We start from the raw sequence: 16334 nt of genomic DNA, 5'->3' as shown, positions 1-16334 counted from the left end.
AGACTGCCACCCGGCGATGAACTAGTCAGTCACGACACCGCTCCTCACACCACTTCGACGTCGTAGAAGCAGAGATGGTCCTTGATCTGGGCGACGTCCGGCTTGGGGTCGGGGTACGACCAGACGAGGTCGGCCGCGTCGGGCAGCGACCAGTAGGAGGCGGTTCCCTTGAAGGGGCAGTAGGTGTGGGTCTCCGAGGGGGTCAGGAGGTCGAGGCGTACGTCCTCGGCGGGGAGGTAGTAGCGCGCGGGACAGCCGGTCTCGCGCAGGATCAACGGGCGGTCGGACTCCGCCAGTACCTGGTCGCCGCTGACCACCCGTACGCGCTGGGTGCCCTGTTCGATCGTGATCGTGTGTCCATCAGCCATACCCGGAAAGCACCCGCGGAGCGCTGGTTCTTCCCGCGTACGGTGACTTCATGCGAATCTGCGTCTTTCTCTCCGCCGCCGACCTGTCCGACCGTTACACGCGTCCCGCGCGGGAGTTCGCGAAGCTCATCGGCAAGGGCGGCCACACGCTGGTGTGGGGCGGCTCCGACGTGGGCCTGATGAAGGTGGTCGCCGACGGTGTGCAGGAAGCGGGCGGGCGGCTCGTCGGGGTCTCGGTCGAGTTCCTGTCCGCCAAGGTCCGTCCCGGCGTCGACGAGATGGTGATCGCGAAAGATCTCGCCGAGCGCAAGAAGCTGCTGCTGGAGAAGGCCGACGCCGTGGTGATCATGGTGGGTGGTACGGGGACGCTCGACGAGGCCACGGAGATCCTCGAGCTGAAGAAGCACGGCCACACCGACAAGCCGGTGGTGCTGCTCAACACCGCGGGCTTCTACGACGGGCTGAAGGAACAGTTCCGGCGCATGGAGGACGAGGGGTTCCTGCCCCGTCCGCTGACCGACCTGGTGTTCTTCGCGGAGGAGCCGGTGGGGGCGATGGCGTACCTGGAGACTGTGACATCAGCGGCTACCGCCGCGGGCCGGGGCGTGGCCTGATGCGACCATGGCGCACATGGCTACACATGTGATCACCGGGGCGGGCAGCGGCATCGGTTCGGCGGTCGCCCGCCGCCTCCACGCGCGCGGGCACGAACTCGTCCTGCACGCGCGCGACGCGGGCCGCGCGAAGGAACTGGCCGCTCAGTTCCCGGGTGCCAGGACACTGGTGGGCGACCTGGCCGACCCGGACAGGCTGAGCTGGGCCTTCTCGCACCAGACGCTGCCCGACCGCGTGGACTCCCTGCTGCACATCGCGGGCGTCGTCGATCTCGGCCCGGTCGGCGAGCTGACCCCCAAGTCCTGGCGCCACCAGCTCAACGTCAACCTCATCGCCCCCGCCGAGCTGACCCGCCACTTCCTGCCCCAACTCCGCGCCACCCACGGCCACGTGGTGTTCGTCAACTCGGGCGCGGGGCTCAGGGCCAGCGCCGACTGGTCCGCGTACGCCGCCTCCAAGCACGGCCTGAAGGCCCTCGCGGACGCGTTGCGCAACGAGGAGCACGACAACGGGGTCCGGGTCACCTCCGTCTATCCCGGTCGCACGGCGAGTCCCATGCAGGCCAAGGTGCACCAGCAGGAGGGCAAGGAGTACGACGCCGCGCAGTGGATCGACCCCGAGTCGGTGGCGACGACGATCCTGATGGCCCTTGACCTCCCGAGGGACGCGGAAATCAACGACCTGACGGTGCGCCCCGGCCGCTGACAGAGGTTTTCTCGCCCCCGCCGCCCCTACCCGTCCCATCCCTGGGGGCTGCGCCCCCAGACCCCCGCTTCGGCCTGAACGGCCTCGTCCTCAAACGCCGGACGGGCTAGTTAGCTATTGGAGCCGCTTCTATGCATCTTGACCACTCTCACGAGGGCGTTTCCGCCATCAGCGCCGACGCCCGCCGCCCCGACGGCTCCCGTCGTGCCCTCCGCATAGGGCTCGGTGGACCCGTCGGTTCTGGGAAGACCGCTACCGTCGCCGCGCTCTGTCGTGCCCTGCGTGACGAACTGTCCCTTGCCGTGGTCACCAACGACATCTACACGCGCGAGGACGCCGAGTTCCTGCTCAAGGAGGCCGTGTTGCCGCCGGAGCGGATCACCGCGGTGGAGACGGGGGCCTGTCCGCACACGGCGATTCGGGACGACATCTCGGCGAATCTGGAAGCCGTCGAGGATCTGGAGGACGAGGTCGGCCCGGTCGATCTGATCCTCGTGGAATCCGGTGGGGACAACCTCACCGCCACCTTCTCCAAGGGGCTCGTCGACGCGCAGATCTTCGTGATCGATGTCGCCGGAGGGGACGACATTCCGAGGAAGGGGGGACCCGGCGTCACCACCGCCGATCTGCTGGTCGTGAACAAGACCGACCTGGCACCGTACGTCGGCTCTGACCTGGCGCGGATGGCGGCCGACGCCAAGGCGCAGCGGGCCGAACTGCCGGTCGTGTTCCAGTCGTTGAGGAGCGAGGCCGGTGTGGCGGACGTCGCCGGATGGGTGCGGGCGCAGCTGGCTTCGTGGAGGGCGTGACCGTGACCGGTGTGCGGGCGACCGCGCGGATCGGCGCCCGGGAGGACGGACGCGGTGGTACGGCCCTGCCGGTGCTGGAGGGCGAGGGGCCGATCGCCCTGCGGCGTACGCGGGGGAGTGGCTCTCAGGCGCATGTCATGCTCGTCGGCGCGATGAGCGGGCCGCTCGGCGGGGACCACTTCACGGTGGTCGCGGACGTGGCCGAAGGAGCCCGGTTGCGGGTCGGGTCGGCCGCGGCGACCATCGCGCTGCCCGGGCAGACGAAGGGCGAGGCGCGCTACGACGTGCGGCTCTCCGTCGCCGACGGAGGTGAACTGCGCTGGCTGCCCGAGCAGTTGATCTCAGCGGGCGGCAGCGATCTGTGTGTCGGCACACAGGTCGACCTCGCTGCGAGCGCCCGGCTCGTGCTCCGCGAGGAACAGGTACTCGGTCGCGTCGGTGAGGAACCCGGGAGGCTCACCAGCCGTCTCACTGTGCGGATCGCAGGGCGGACCGTCCTCGACCAGGAGCTGGTCTGCGGGCCCGGGGCGCCCGGAGGCTGGGACGGGCCCGCCGTCCTCGGCGGGCGTCGGGCCGTGGGGCAACTGGTCGTCGTACGACCGGAGTTCGCGACCGAGCCCGCGGTGGCCCGGGTCATCGGGGACACGGCCGCCGTGACTCCGCTCGCCGGGCCGGCCGCGCTGGTCACGGCCGTCGCGCCGGACGCGCTGCGGCTGCGCCGGGTGCTGGACGAGGCGTTGGTGACGCTCGAGGGAAGTCCCGCCGAGCGAACAGCGTAATCCGGTTATCGGATTGGCAAAGAACTCCCGTCAACCCTGTTCTCAGGGATCACACAGCCGAGAGGATCCCCGTACTCAACTCAACGACGTACGGGGAGGTCCCACTTGAGGGACATCAGACCGAAAAGGCGGGCTGCCGCTCTCGGCTCGGCCGGAGTGCTCGTCACGGCGACCCTGGTCGCCGGAGCCGTCGCCGCGCCCTCGGCCAGTGCGGACGCCCGGCACGGCAAGGACCGTGAGGGCTTCGGTGTCGCCGTCGCCGCGGCCCGTGCCGCGAAGGCCGGGATCGACTGGCAGGACTGCCCCGCCGACTGGGGACTGGAGAAGCCCATCCAGTGCGGCTGGGTCACCGTCCCGCTCGACTACGCCAAGCCGTTCGGCAAGCAGATCAAGCTCGCCGTCGACCGCATCGGCAACACGGGCACCAAGGCGGAGCGCCAGGGAGCGCTCCTCTACAACCCCGGCGGCCCCGGCGGTTCCGGCCTGCGCTTCCCGCGCCGCGTCACGACCAAGGCGCCGGTGTGGGCGAACACGGCCAAGGCGTACGACTTCGTGGGCTTCGACCCGCGCGGCGTCGGCAAGTCGGCGCCCATCTCCTGCGCCGACCCACAGGAGTTCGTGAAGGCGCCCAAGCTGGACCCGGTGCCGGATTCCGAGGCCGACAAGCTCGCACAGCGCAAGCTGGCCCGCGAGTACGCCGAGGGCTGCTACGAGCGCAGCGGCGAGATGCTGCCGCACATGACCACGCCGAACACCGCACGCGACCTGGACGTGATCCGGGCCGCGCTGGGAGAGAAGAAGCTCAACTTCCTCGGCGTCTCCTACGGCACCTACCTCGGCGCGGTCTACGGCACCATGTTCCCGGGCCATGTCCGCCGGATGGTCGTCGACAGCGTCGTCAACCCGTCGCGGGAGAAGATCTGGTACGAGGCCAACCTCGACCAGGACGTCGCCTTCGAGATGCGCTGGAAGGACTGGCAGGACTGGGTCGCCGCCAACGACGCCACCTTCCACCTCGGCACCACCCGCGAAGCCGTCCAGGCGAAGTGGCTCGAACTGCGTGCCACGGCCAAGAAGAACCCCATCGGCGGGGTCGTCGGACCGGCCGAGCTGATCGGCTTCTTCCAGGGTGCGCCGTACTACGACTCCTCCTGGGTGCCCGTCGCCACGGTGTTCAGCAAGTACTTCGCGGGCGACACCCAGGCGCTGGTCGACGCGGCCGCTCCCGACCTGTCGGACACCGCGGGCAACGCGGCCTCGGAGAACGGCAACGCCGTCTACACGGCCGTCGAGTGCACCGACGCCAAGTGGCCCACCAGCTGGAAGAAGTGGGACCGCGACAACTCGAAGCTGCACCAGAACTACCCGTTCCTGACCTGGTCCAACGCCTGGATGAACCTGCCGTGCGCCACCTGGCCGGTCAAGCAGCAGACCCCGGTGAACGTGAAGACCGGCAAGGGCCTGCCGGGCGTGCTGATCGTGCAGTCCACGCGTGACGCGGCCACCCCGTACGGGGGAGCCGTCGAACTGCACAAGCGCTTCAAGGGCTCCCGCCTGATCACCGAGAAGAACGCGGGCTCCCACGGCGTGACCAGCCTGGTCAACCCGTGCATCAACGAGCGGGTGGACACCTACCTGCTCACCGGCAAGCTGGGCGGCGCCGACGTGACCTGCGCACCGCACGCCACGCCGAAGCCGTAGAGAGTCGTACGACATGAGGGGCGGCCGGAGTCTCCGGCCGCCCCTTGCTCACGCCTCCAGCCAGGCGTCCTCCGCCGCGTAGTCGAAGAGGTCGCCGTACGTCTGGAGCATCCTCGGGTACGCCTCCCGCCAGTCCCGCCCGGCCAGTTGGCGCTCGATCCAGGCGACCGTGTCGGGGAGCGTCTCCGCGTACCGCGCCACCGGGCGGTAGCCCAGCTCCCGTTCGGCGGCGGACATGGCGCAGACCACGGGCGCCGGCACCGACCACGGAGTGTCGCCCACGGTCGGTGCCGGAGGCGGCCCGTCCACGAGCACGCTCTCCGTCTCCACACCCATGACCGCGTCGATCGCCCCGGCGATCTCCGCCACCGTCGGCGCGTCGGGATCGACGGCGTTGAGCACCCGCGTGCCGGGCTGCGCGGCGGCCAGCCGGATCAGTTCCGCGATGTTGTGCACGCTCGCCGGATGGAAGCGGCTCCCGCCACCGAAGGGGAGGATCCGCCGGGTCCGGCCGTCCAGGTTGCGCTTGACGAAGTACAGCTCGCGCGGGGTCTGGCAGTGCGGGCCGTGGATCGCGCCCGCGCGCAGCAGAGTCGTCGGCAACTGGTTTCCGGCGGCGAGGAGTTCACGCTCCAGCGCGGCCTTGCGGGTGCTGTACGAGGCGTCGCCCGGCTGGACCGTGCGCTGGTCCTCCGTCAGCGGCACCGGATATGCGGGGAAGCCGTCCGGCTCGTCCTGCGTGTCGAAGTTCCGGCCCTTGTCGTCCTCGTACACCGACACGCTGGAGATCACCACGGCCGAGCCCACGCGACCGGCGAGCGAGGTCAACTGCCGTGCGTGCTCGGTCCCGTAGGCGACCATGTCCACCAGCACGTCATGGCCGTCGCCGACTGTGCTGTGGTGATCGGAGCGACAGGACGGATCGGGCGGCCCGCGGTGGGTGCGCTGGCCCGGGATGAAGGTGATCTCGTCGCCCGTACCGTCGTCGTATGCCGGTCGACCCGCGCCACCCGCACCCCCTCTGGCCAGCCCTCGTCCCGCCCGCCGCCCCGCGAGACGGCGGTCACGCAGAGTTCAGCCCAGCGGCAGCCGCGGGAACCGGCGCTCCTTGGCCGCGCCCGCCGCGGCCTGCTCGGCCTTGACGACGGCCGCGTACTGGTCGACGTACTCCTGCTCGGAGAGCGAGAGGATCGCGTACATGATCTCGTCGGTGATGGCGCGCAGGATCGCCTTCTCGTTCTCCATGCCGGCATAGCGGGAGAAGTCGAGGGGCTTGCCGAAGCGGATCACCACGGGGTGGATTTTCGGGATCTTCTTTCCGGGCGGCTGGGCCTCGAAGGTGCCGATCATCGCGCAGGGGATGACGGGTACCTGGGCCTTCAGCGCCATCACCGCCACTCCGACCTTGCCCTTGTAGAGGCGGCCGTCGTGCGAGCGGGTGCCCTCCGGATAGATGCCGAGCAGCTCGTCCTTGCGCAGCACGCCGAGGCCCTCGCGGATCGCGGCCTGGCCCGCCTCCTTGCCGGAGCGGTCGACCGGGATCTGCCCGGCACTGCGGAAGAAGGTCGCGATCAGCCGGCCCTTGAGACCGGGGCCGGTGAAGTACTCGGCCTTCGCCAGGAAGGTGATGCGCCGCTTGAGGATCGCGGGCATCAGGAAGTGGTCCGAGAAGGAGAGATGGTTGCCGGCGACGATGGCGGGGCCGGTCGCGGGAATGTGCTCGAGTCCCTCGATCCGGGGGCGGAAGACCAGTCTCAGCAGCGGACCCAGCAACACGTACTTGAGCACGTAGTAGAACAAGGGGTGGCTCCTCACTCCGGTGGTTCGGCTCAACCGCCGTGTTCTAGCAGGTCAACCGGCACGTCGTGGGCTGTCAGTGTAGGGGCAGGCGGCACCGGCCGGAACCGTCGTGCCCCTTCTGTGGCTCTGGAACAACTATGGGCGTATCACCACCCGGGGACGATGCCCGTGAGCCGAAGAGGATGTAATGCTCCGCATTCATTTCACCCCCCATGACCTGCAGAATATTCGAATTCTCCGCAGACCGGATCCGCTGTGGGAGCTGATCTGCAGTGTGTGCCGCCTGAAAACAGGCCAGGGGCCGCTGGAATTCGGCCACTGGCGTCGCTCGGTGCACGCCAGAATGGAAGGGGACCGGGTTCTGGGGGCGGCGCTGCAGCCGTTACGGACACTGGTCCCCAGCGTCGGATACATTCCCGATTTCCTCACACCCCCGGCCGCCGGCGGGGAGCTGTCCGACGTACTGGACCTGGTGCGTGGCACCCCACGTCGGCGGATCGCAGGCGAGCTGACCCGGCTCGGCGAGCGCCGGGCCCTGCCGGGCTGGACCGTGACGCTGGGCAGGCCGGGGGACGAGGGGCTGGCCGCGCTGACCCGCGCGCTGGACGCGTACTTCGGCGCCGCGCTGCGGCCGCACTGGTCCCACATCCGAGCGGTCGTCGGCAACGACATCGACCTGCGCACCCGCACCCTCCTGGACGGGGGCACCCAGGCACTGCTCAACGGCCTGTATCCGCTGGCCCGTTGGAACGCTCCCGTCCTGGAGGTCGACTACCCCGTACGGCGCGACCTCCGCCTCGAAGGCCGCGGACTGCTCCTCGTCCCGTCCTTCTTCTGCTGGCGCCGGCCCACCGCCCTGGCCGACCCCGCGCTGCCTCCGGTGCTCGTCTACCCCGTGGCGAAAGCCCCGTTGGACGTCGCCCGGGCCACCGGGGAAGGCGTCGAACGCCTGCTCGGCCGCACGCGGGCCGCCATCCTGGCCGATGTCGCCCGGCGGGACGGCCGTACCAGCTCCGAGATCGCCGAAGCGATCGGTATCGCGCCGGCCAGCGTGAGTTACCAGATCGGCGTCCTGCGAGCCGGCGGACTGGTGGACAGCCAACGCGCCGGTAAATACGTCCTCCACGCGGCAACCGCATTGGGCTTACGGTTACTCGACGCGCGGTGACGCGGCGGTGCGACATTTCGAACCACATTGAAGTGTTTGAGCTTCGCCTCCGCCGATGCGAATGTGACGGCTGTCCTTGCGATCGACTGTTTGAGGCCTGTGCGTTGCGCCGGGCCGAACCAGGGGGAAACGCATGAGATATGCCGCAGGACCTGGGAGAAATCACGCGCCACGCCGCCGGGCGATATGGGCGGCCGTCCTCGCACTGCTGGCCGGAGTGTTCTCGACGGCTCAACTCGCCGGTGCCGACCGCGCGTCCGCGCTGCCGCCGCCGCCCCAACCGGCCATGAACTGCGACAAGCCGTGGGTGATCATCAATGCCTATGGCACGGCCGAGTATGTGACACCGGGCGTGACCACGCCTTACGGATCCATCGGAGTCAATGACACCTACGTCAGGGCGGTGAACGCGGCGCTCAATGCGCAGGGAGTGCCGGACAGTGACATCACCGCGCGCAATCTGCCCTATCCCGCGTCGGCGGTCGACTGGGACCTGCCGTGGCCTCCCTTCCTGGGAGACAACCCGGGACCCGACGACTACTGGGAGTCGATGTGGAAGGGCCGCGACGAACTGGTCCGTGAGATCGAGTTCTACTCCGACTGCCCGAGCCGCCCGACGCTGGTGCTGATCGGATACTCGCAGGGTGGTCAGGTGATCAAGAACGCCCTCGCCAACTCGGCCGTCGCCGGGGACCAGCGCCGTTCCGACTCGGTGGGCGCCGCCATCACCATCGGGGACGCGTCCCGCCACAACGGCCAGGTCGGGATGGCGCAGAACAGGCAGATGCTGACCCTCAACCGCGACTACCAGGAGACCACCACCACCATCGACCGCGGCGGACTGATGCAGCGGGTGTCGGTGCCGTCGGTGTTCGCCGGGTTCATCGGTGACGGACGGTACTTCGACGTCTGCCGCACCGACGACCTCGTGTGCAACAAGCCGGGACGCCCCGGCACTGGCAACTGGCTGGCCGAGTTCGGCCTGAGCATCGACGACGGTACGACCAACCCGCCGCACATCGCCTACCGGGACAACGCCCGCACCAACGGGAACCCCAGGATCGTGTGGCAGAACCAGCAAGGCGCACGCGTCGCGGCCGATGTCGCCGAACGTGCCGTGGCCTCGGCGGTCGCCCAGCGGAACATCGTCCACCCGCCGCCCGAGCCGGAAGTGCCGCCCGGCACCACCCCGGTCGAGATGTGGGCGACCGATGTCAACGTGCGCACGGCCCCGACGACCGACGCCGCGATCACCCACCGGTTCCCCGGTCCCACCACCGTCTACGCCCAGTGCCAGAAGCACGCCGAGTCGGTGACGGACGGCGGTGTCACCAACGACGTCTGGACCTATCTGCCCGTCCAGCACGGCTGGATCAGCAACGTCTATCTGCGGGGACCCGCGTGGATTCCGGGTGTGCCGGAGTGCGCGGGCTCCACCCCACCGCCCGAGCAGGGGCTCTACCACTGCGACATCGGCGGTGACCCCGAGAGCTGGTGCGCCCGGGTGACCGGCATCGACCAGGGATCGTTCCTCGGCATGTACAACGAACCGAACTACGATCACGGGCGGAGCTCGTCCTACCAGGGCCACAACGGCGACGAGTTGATCGTGCTCTGCTGGACGACGGGCGCGGTCGACGCCGACGGAACCGGCAACCGGTACTGGTTCTTCGCCGACACCGGCGGAGCCCTGCCGGGCGGTTACGTCAACGACCACTACCTGACGACGGGCAAGTTCGCGGACTGGAGCCAGGTCATCCCGCCCTGCTGAAACCTGAGCGGATCGTCGTACGGCTCAGCGCCATCACAGCCGTACGACGATCAGCGCCGTGTCGTCGGTGGCACCTCCCGGCGGCAGCAGTTCCAGCAGGACGGCGTCGGCGAGGGTCTCGGGGTCGGCCCCCAGATGGCGGCCGAGTGATTCGGCGAGGCGGGACAGGCCGGTGTCGATGTCCTCGTGGCGGCGTTCGATCAGGCCGTCCGTGTACAGCACGAGCGTCGCGCCCTCGGCGAAGGTGGTGCGGGCCTCCGGTCGGGGGATCGGGCTCGGGCGGGCGTCCAGCGGGGGATCGGTGGCGCGGTCGAGGAACTCCACCCGGCCGTCGGGGTGCAGCAGCGCGGGCGGGGGGTGTCCGGCGCTGCTGTAGGTGATGGTGTGGGCGTCGAAGTCGATGAACGTGGTGACCGCGGTGGCCGATTCGGCGCCGTCGACCACGTGGGCGTAGCGGCCCAGGACGTCCAGGGCCTGCGCGGGCCCGTCGGCGACGCGCGAGGTGGCGGTGAGCGCGCTGCGCAGCTGGCCCATGACACCGGCGGCCTCCAGGCCGTGGCCGACCACGTCGCCCACGGAGACGCCGATGCGGTTGCCGCCCACCAGGTCGACCAGGTCGTACCAGTCCCCGCACACGTTCAGAGCGCCGACGGCCGGACGGTAGCGGACCGCGGCGCGCTGGTCGCCGACCTGGCGGCGGGCGGGGAGCATCGCCTCCTGGAGGGCGAGTGCGACCTCGCGCTCGCGGGCGTGGGCCTGGCGCAACCGGTCGTTGAGTTCCTGGAGTTCACGGCCGCGCGTGTACAACTCGGCCTCCAGTACCCGGGCGCGGCCCCCCATGGGACCGCCGCGGGCCCGGATGAGTTCGGTGACCTCTTCGACCCGGTGCACCACCAGCACGACTGTGCCGTCCGGTCCGAACACCGGCGCGTTCACCGGGCTCCAGTAGCGCTCCTCCCACTGCCCGGGGCGCTCGGGGGATTCGACGTCGTACCGCTGCAGTGCCATGGTGTCGCGCTCGCCCGTGGCCACCACCCGGCGCATGGAGGTCTGCACGTTGTGCATGCCCTTGGACGTCGGGTTGTCGGGGTTCTCCGGGAAGACGTCGAAGATGTAGCGCCCCACGACCTGCTCGCGCGTGCGCCCGGAGATGCGCAGGAAGTCCTCGTTGACGTCCGCGTACACCAGCTCGGGGGTGAGCAGCGCGACCATTCCGGGCAGGCCCTTGAAGACCGCCTCGTAGTCGATCGACGCGTCCTTCATGGCTGCCGCCTCACCGCCGGTTCACCCCAGTTTCGCACGATATAAACCGGGGTTTGTGGCTCATTGCGGTTCCGTCAGGGACTGCTCGGCCCAGATGATCTTCCCCTCGGGCACGAACCGGGTGCCCCAGTGCTGGGTGAACTGGGAGACCAGCAGCAGCCCGCGCCCGCCCTCGTCCGTCGTGCGGGGATGACGCAGATGGGGTGCGGTGGCGCCGCCGTCGAAGACCTCACAGACCAGGGAGCGCTCCCTGATCAGCCGCAGCCGCACGGGCCCGTCGGAGTGCCGGATGGCGTTGGTGACCAGCTCGCTGACGACCAGCTCCGTGGTGAAGGCCAGCTCCTCCAGGCCCCACTCCGTCAGCTGCCGGGCCGCGGCCTTGCGGGCGTCGGCGACCATCGCCGGATCCATGGGCAGGTCCCAGTCCGCGACCTGGTCGGCGCCCAGCAGCCGGGTACCGGCCATCAGCAGGGCCACGTCGTCGTGCGGGCGTTCCGGGGACAGCGCGTCGACCACGGTCCGGCAGCGCAGGTCGAGCGAGGACGCGCGCTCCTCCAGCGCGCGGCGCAGCCGGTCCCGGCCCGCGTCCAGGGCCCAGTCCTCCTCCCCGCGTGCCAGCAGTCCGTCGGTGTGCAGCGCGAGCGTGCTGCCCTCCGCCAGCGCCAGCTCGACCGCCTCGAAGGGCGGTCCGCCCGCACCGAGCGGCGACCCCTGCGGAAGGTCGACGAAGGTCACGGAGCCGTCGGGCAGGATCACGGCGGGCGCGGGATGCCCGGCCGCGGCCATGGAGCACTGCCCGTCGACGGGGTCGTACACGACGTACACGCACCCGGAGCCCGCGGTGCCCGCCTCTCCGGAGTCCGGCGCGACGCCTTCCTCGCGCGCCGACCGGGCGGCCAGGTCGTCGAGGTGGGCCAGCACCTCCTCGGGCGGCAGATCCAGCGCGGCGAGCGTCCGTACGGCGGTCCGCAGCCGTCCCATGGCGGCGGCCGCGTCGATGCCGTGACCGGGCACCTCGCCCACGACGAGGGCGACGCGGGCACCGGAGAGCTGGACGACGTCGTACCAGTCGCCGCCGAGGCCGGTCAGCTCGTCGGCCGGGCGGTAGCAGGCGGCCACCTCCACCGCGTCCTGCTCGGGCAGCCGGTGCGGGAGCAGACTGCGCTGCAGCACCAGCGCCGCGTCCCGCTCGCGGGTGTAGCGCCGGGCGTTGTCCACACAGGCGGCCGCCCGCGAGACGAGATCCTCGGCCAGGGCGAGGTCGTCCTCGTCGAACGGTTCCTGGCGATGGCGCCGGAAGAACGTGGTGACGCCCAGCGTGGTGCCCCGCGCCCGGATCGGCACGATCACGACGCTGTGCAGCCCCAGCTCCAGGAAGGTCGCCTCCCGGCCGCCCGGGATGTCCGTGGCCCACTCCCGGGCGAGCGGGTCGAGCCGCTCCTCGCGCCAGGACAGACCGGTGCTGAGCGAACGGACGGGGGGCGACCCGGCGACGTAGGCGGCCACGGAGCCGACGGGGACGACCGCCTCGGGGACGTTCTCGTGCACCGACCGCTGACCGGCCCGGCGCAGCGGCACATGGTCCAGGTCGCCGATCGGCCCCGGCGTCAGCTCCGCTCCCCGCAGCACCGGCTCCAGCAGGTCCACGGTGACGAAGTCCGCGAAGTCCGGCACGGCCACGTCGGCCAGCTCCTGCGCGGTCCGCATGATGTCCAGGCTGCGGCCGATGTGCTCGCCGGCCCGGTCCAGCAGCGCCAGCCGCTGCCGGGCACGGTGCCGCTCGGTGATGTCGACGACGGTGTAGTACACGCCCATCGGACGGCCCCGGTCGTCGTGCAGCCGGGTGAACGACATGACGTGCGCCGTCTCCCGGTGCGGCGCGGACCGCACCTGGCCCACGTGCTCGTAACCGACCACCGGCTCACCGGTCTCCAGCACGTGCCGCATCTGCGCCTCTATGCCGTCGGCGTCCAGGCCCGGCTGGATGTCCGCGAGACGCAGCCCGAGCCGGTGCACGGGCGGTCCGCCGCCGTACTGCTCCAGGGCCGCGTTGGACCACACGAAGCGCAGGTCCGTGTCGACGATGGCGATGCCGACCGGCGACCGGTCGGCGATCTGCTCGAGCACCGAGCGGCTCATGTCCCAGCCGGGCGCCCCCGCCAGCTCCGAGAGCAGCACCAGCCACCGCGTCCGGCTCCCGGGCTCCTCCGCGCCGGTGATCCGCACCATGAGCCTGACCTGCTGTCCGTCGCCGCGCCTGACCGTCAGCAGGCCCGCCCAGCCGCCGTCCCTGCGGCACCGCTCGACGATCCCCGGCATCCGCTCCGCGTCCTCGGCGGACAGCAGGTCGGCCACGCTCGTCCCGATCACCTCGGAGGCCGCGTGGCCCAGCAGCCGCCTGGCCTCGTCGGTCCAGCCGGTCACCACGCCCTGCGCGTCGAGCAGCAGGGGCGCGGCGTCGGCCACGTCGAACCGTGGCCGGGCAAGGTCGTGCTCCTCATATGTGCCCACGGCCGACCTCTCTGTCGCTGAGAGTGGTCTACCACCTCTTGTCCCCATCTTCACCCTTCGGGACGGACCGGGGCGCGGGCGGTGTGGTGACCGGGTGGCAGGGCGCGTACGGACCGGTGCCGCGCGCCCTGCCACCCTCGTTCAGGCCCCCAGCACCTTCTCCAGCGCCACCAGAGCCTGGGTGAGTTCCCCGGCGGTGATGGTGAGCGGCGGGGCGAGGCGGATCGTCGAGCCGTGGGTGTCCTTGACCAGGACGCCCTCCCGCATGAGGCGTTCACTGACCTCACGCCCGCTGCCGAGGGCCGGGTCGACGTCGACGCCCGCCCACAGCCCGCGCGAGCGGAAACCGACGACGCCCTTGCCGACCAGCGCGGACAGCCCGTCCCGCAGCACCGTGCCCAGTTCGGCCGCCCGCTTCTGGAACTCACCCGTCTCCAGAAGCTCGACGACCGCCGTGCCCACCGCCGCCGCCAGCGGGTTGCCGCCGAACGTCGACCCGTGCTCGCCGGGCCGCAGCACACCCAGCACATCCCGGCGCGCGACCACCGCCGACACCGGCACGATGCCGCCGCCGAGCGCCTTGCCGAGCAGCAGGACGTCGGGGACCACCGACTCGTGCTCGACGGCGAGCGTACGGCCCGTGCGGCCCAGCCCCGACTGGATCTCGTCCGCGATGAACAAGCAGCCCTTGCGGCGGGTCAGCTCACGTACGCCGGCCAGATAGCCGGCGTCCGGGATGACCACTCCGGCCTCGCCCTGGATCGGCTCGATCAGCACCGCCGCCGTCGTCTCGTCGACGGCCGCCTCCAGCGCGGCCAGGTCGTTGTACGGCACGATCCGGAAGCCCGGTGTGAAGGGGCCGAAGCCGGTGCGGGCGGTCTCGTCGGTGGAGAAGCTGACGATGGTCGTCGTACGGCCGTGGAAGTTCTCCGCCGCGACCACGATCGTCGCCCGGTCGGCGGGGACGCCCTTCACGTCGTACGCCCATTTGCGGGCCACCTTGATGCCGCTCTCCACGGCCTCGGCGCCCGTGTTCATGGGCAGCACCATGTCCAGGCCGGTGAGTGCGGCGAGCCGTTCGGCGAACTCGGCGAGCTTGTCGTTGTGGAAGGCGCGCGAGGTCAGCGTCAGCCGGTCGAGTTGGGCGTGGGCGGCCTCGATCAGGGCGGGGTGGCGGTGGCCGAAGTTGAGGGCCGAGTAGCCGGCCAGCATGTCGAGGTAGCGGCGGCCCTCGACGTCCTCCACCCAGGTGCCCTCGGCGCGGGCGACGACCACGGGCAGCGGGTGGTAGTTGTGCGCGAGGACCGGCTCCTCGGCGCGGATCAGGTCGGCGGAGGAACGGGTGCGGGCGGGCGCTGTCATGGGCGGATCTCCTGGGTGCAGCACTTGATGCCACCGCCGGCCTTCTGGAACTCGGAGAGGTCGACGGGGACGGGAACATAGCCGTGGTCGTCCAGCTTGGCGGCGAGGGACTCGGCCTGGGGCGCGATGAAGACATGGCGTCCGTCGGACACGGAGTTCAGCCCGAACGCCATCGCGTCGTCGCGGGTCGCGAGCACGGCGTCCGGGTACAGCCGCGCGAGGACCTCACGGCTGCCCGGCGAGAAGGCCTCCGGGTAGTACACGATGGTGTCCTCGTCGAGGACGAACAGCGCCGTGTCCAGGTGGTAGAAGTACGGGTCGACCAGCGTCAGGCTGATCACCGGGTGCCCGAAGAACTCCTGCGCCTCGCGGTGCGCCTCCCGCGTCGTCCGGAATCCGGTGCCGGCCAGGACGTACCGGCCCGTCCAGACCAGGTCTCCCTCGCCCTCGCAGACCGATTCCGGACGGTGGACGGCGAAGCCCGCCGCCTTGAACCACATGTCGTAGTGCGTGGACTCGGGGCGCCGCTCTGGTGCGTGGAAGAGCGAGCCGAAGACGCGGCCGTCCACGACGACCGCCGAGTTCGCGGCGAACACCATGTCCGGGAGACCGGGCACCGGCTCCACGGTGTCGACGGTGTGGCCGTGGGCCCGGTAGGTGCTGATCAGGGACTGCCACTGCTCCTGGGCCAGATCGACGTCCACACGGACGTCGGGATGCATCCAGGGGTTGATCGCGTACTGCACGGCGAAATGTCTGGGTTCACAGACGAGGAAGCGCCGCCGGCGCGGGACACGGCTTTCGGACACAGAGGGGTTCCTCCGCTTCCTGGGGTGTCGACTGGGGTTGACACCACGTTAGGAAGTGACCGATACGCCCGACAAGAAACAAAGCTTGCGTGTCCGCGCAGGAATGCTGCGTCTTTACGATCCTCAGCGCACGTCTCATGCGCCCTCGGGGGCGGGCTGGCTGGCGCCCGCCTCCGGACTCTCCGGGATCAGATGGGACAGCACCATCACACTGATCGTCTTCCGGATGAACGGCTCCGCACGGATCCGCTCCAGCACCTCCTCGAAGTGCTCCACATCCCGCGCCCGCACATGCAGCAGCGCGTCCGCACCGCCGGTCACCGTCATCGCCGCCGTGATCTCCGGATGGTTGCGCACCACCTCCGCCAGCCGCCGCGGCGGCGCCGCCCCCTCGCAGTACACCTCGACATACGCCTCCGTGCGCCAGCCCAGCGCCGACGGCTGCACCGTCGCCGTGAACCCGGTGATCACCCCCGTCTCCCGCAGCCGGTCCACCCGCCGCTTGACGGCCGTGGCGGACAGCCCGACAGCCGTCCCGATCTCGGCGAAACTGGTTCGCGCGTTGGCCATCAGCGCGGTGATGATCTTCCGGTCGAGGTCGTCGAAGGAATCGGCCCTGCTGTTCATGGCCGCACTGTATCCAGCGGAAACGTCCCCCCGAGCACGTGCGCAG

At 70.4% G+C, this 16334-nt stretch carries 14 protein-coding genes and 1 pseudogene; 7 read left to right on the top strand and 8 right to left on the bottom strand.

Annotated features, from left to right (window positions below; all coding sequences use genetic code 11):
• Nucleotides 1-44: 44 nt before the first annotated feature.
• Nucleotides 45-368, bottom strand: coding sequence for a DUF427 domain-containing protein (locus AB0I98_RS21405; protein ID WP_362944024.1), 324 nt, complete (start codon nucleotides 366-368; stop codon nucleotides 45-47).
• Between the two features lie 50 nt (nucleotides 369-418).
• On the opposite strand from AB0I98_RS21405, the gene AB0I98_RS21400 reads away from it, so the two are divergent.
• The 5 genes from AB0I98_RS21400 to AB0I98_RS21380 all read left to right on the top strand — a co-directional run bounded on the left by AB0I98_RS21400 (nucleotide 419) and on the right by AB0I98_RS21380 (nucleotide 4977).
• The gene (locus AB0I98_RS21400; protein WP_362944022.1) at nucleotides 419-982 is read left to right on the top strand and encodes a TIGR00730 family Rossman fold protein; all 564 of its coding nucleotides are present in this window, start codon (nucleotides 419-421) and stop codon (nucleotides 980-982) included.
• Nucleotides 983-989: 7 nt separating this feature from the next.
• Nucleotides 990-1688, top strand: coding sequence for an SDR family oxidoreductase (locus AB0I98_RS21395; RefSeq protein WP_362944020.1), 699 nt, complete (start codon nucleotides 990-992; stop codon nucleotides 1686-1688).
• Nucleotides 1689-1819: 131 nt separating this feature from the next.
• Entirely contained in the window at nucleotides 1820-2497 is a 678-nt protein-coding gene (ureG, locus tag AB0I98_RS21390; protein WP_328441763.1) for an urease accessory protein UreG, read from the top strand.
• Nucleotides 2461-3276 carry an urease accessory protein UreD gene (locus tag AB0I98_RS21385; protein ID WP_362944018.1) on the top strand — a complete coding sequence of 272 codons (816 nt, stop codon included), beginning with the start codon at nucleotides 2461-2463 and terminating at the stop codon, nucleotides 3274-3276. Before ureG ends, AB0I98_RS21385 begins: the two co-directional genes overlap by 37 nt.
• A 105-nt stretch (nucleotides 3277-3381) precedes the next feature.
• Nucleotides 3382-4977 carry an alpha/beta hydrolase gene (locus tag AB0I98_RS21380; protein WP_362944016.1) on the top strand — a complete coding sequence of 532 codons (1596 nt, stop codon included), beginning with the start codon at nucleotides 3382-3384 and terminating at the stop codon, nucleotides 4975-4977.
• Nucleotides 4978-5025: 48 nt separating this feature from the next.
• Here the strand turns inward: AB0I98_RS21380 and AB0I98_RS21375 are convergent.
• Nucleotides 5026-6044 (bottom strand): annotated as a pseudogene (locus AB0I98_RS21375) (NAD(P)-dependent oxidoreductase).
• 7 nt (nucleotides 6045-6051) lie between these two features.
• On the bottom strand, nucleotides 6052-6777 hold the full coding sequence (locus AB0I98_RS21370; protein WP_362944014.1) for a lysophospholipid acyltransferase family protein: 726 nt from the start codon (nucleotides 6775-6777) through the stop codon (nucleotides 6052-6054).
• A gap of 331 nt (nucleotides 6778-7108) precedes the next feature.
• Here AB0I98_RS21370 and AB0I98_RS21365 point away from each other — a divergent pair, with 331 nt between their 5' ends.
• Both AB0I98_RS21365 and AB0I98_RS21360 read left to right on the top strand, forming a co-directional pair.
• Entirely contained in the window at nucleotides 7109-7945 is an 837-nt protein-coding gene (locus AB0I98_RS21365) for a helix-turn-helix domain-containing protein (protein WP_362944012.1), read from the top strand.
• A 133-nt stretch (nucleotides 7946-8078) separates the two neighbouring features.
• Nucleotides 8079-9716, top strand: coding sequence for a cutinase family protein (locus AB0I98_RS21360; RefSeq protein WP_362944010.1), 1638 nt, complete (start codon nucleotides 8079-8081; stop codon nucleotides 9714-9716).
• Between the two features lie 33 nt (nucleotides 9717-9749).
• On the opposite strand, the gene AB0I98_RS21355 is transcribed toward AB0I98_RS21360, so the two are convergent.
• The 5 genes from AB0I98_RS21355 to AB0I98_RS21335 all read right to left on the bottom strand — a co-directional run bounded on the left by AB0I98_RS21355 (nucleotide 9750) and on the right by AB0I98_RS21335 (nucleotide 16288).
• Nucleotides 9750-10979: a SpoIIE family protein phosphatase gene (locus AB0I98_RS21355; protein WP_362944008.1), complete on the bottom strand. Its 1230-nt coding sequence runs from the start codon at nucleotides 10977-10979 to the stop codon at nucleotides 9750-9752.
• A 60-nt stretch (nucleotides 10980-11039) separates the two neighbouring features.
• The gene (locus AB0I98_RS21350) at nucleotides 11040-13490 is read right to left on the bottom strand and encodes a SpoIIE family protein phosphatase (protein ID WP_362944006.1); all 2451 of its coding nucleotides are present in this window, start codon (nucleotides 13488-13490) and stop codon (nucleotides 11040-11042) included.
• Nucleotides 13491-13631: 141 nt separating this feature from the next.
• The gene (rocD, locus tag AB0I98_RS21345; protein ID WP_362944004.1) at nucleotides 13632-14852 is read right to left on the bottom strand and encodes an ornithine--oxo-acid transaminase; all 1221 of its coding nucleotides are present in this window, start codon (nucleotides 14850-14852) and stop codon (nucleotides 13632-13634) included.
• Nucleotides 14849-15661, bottom strand: coding sequence for a dimethylargininase (ddaH, locus tag AB0I98_RS21340; protein WP_362944002.1), 813 nt, complete (start codon nucleotides 15659-15661; stop codon nucleotides 14849-14851). The genes rocD and ddaH overlap by 4 nt, the downstream gene beginning before the upstream one ends.
• 135 nt (nucleotides 15662-15796) lie before the next feature.
• The gene (locus AB0I98_RS21335; protein ID WP_362944000.1) at nucleotides 15797-16288 is read right to left on the bottom strand and encodes an Lrp/AsnC family transcriptional regulator; all 492 of its coding nucleotides are present in this window, start codon (nucleotides 16286-16288) and stop codon (nucleotides 15797-15799) included.
• Nucleotides 16289-16334: the final 46 nt, after the last annotated feature.

This window comes from Streptomyces sp. NPDC050211, from assembly GCF_040656035.1.
GTDB lineage: Bacteria > Actinomycetota > Actinomycetes > Streptomycetales > Streptomycetaceae > Streptomyces.
This window is presented reverse-complemented; position numbering and strand designations above follow the sequence as displayed.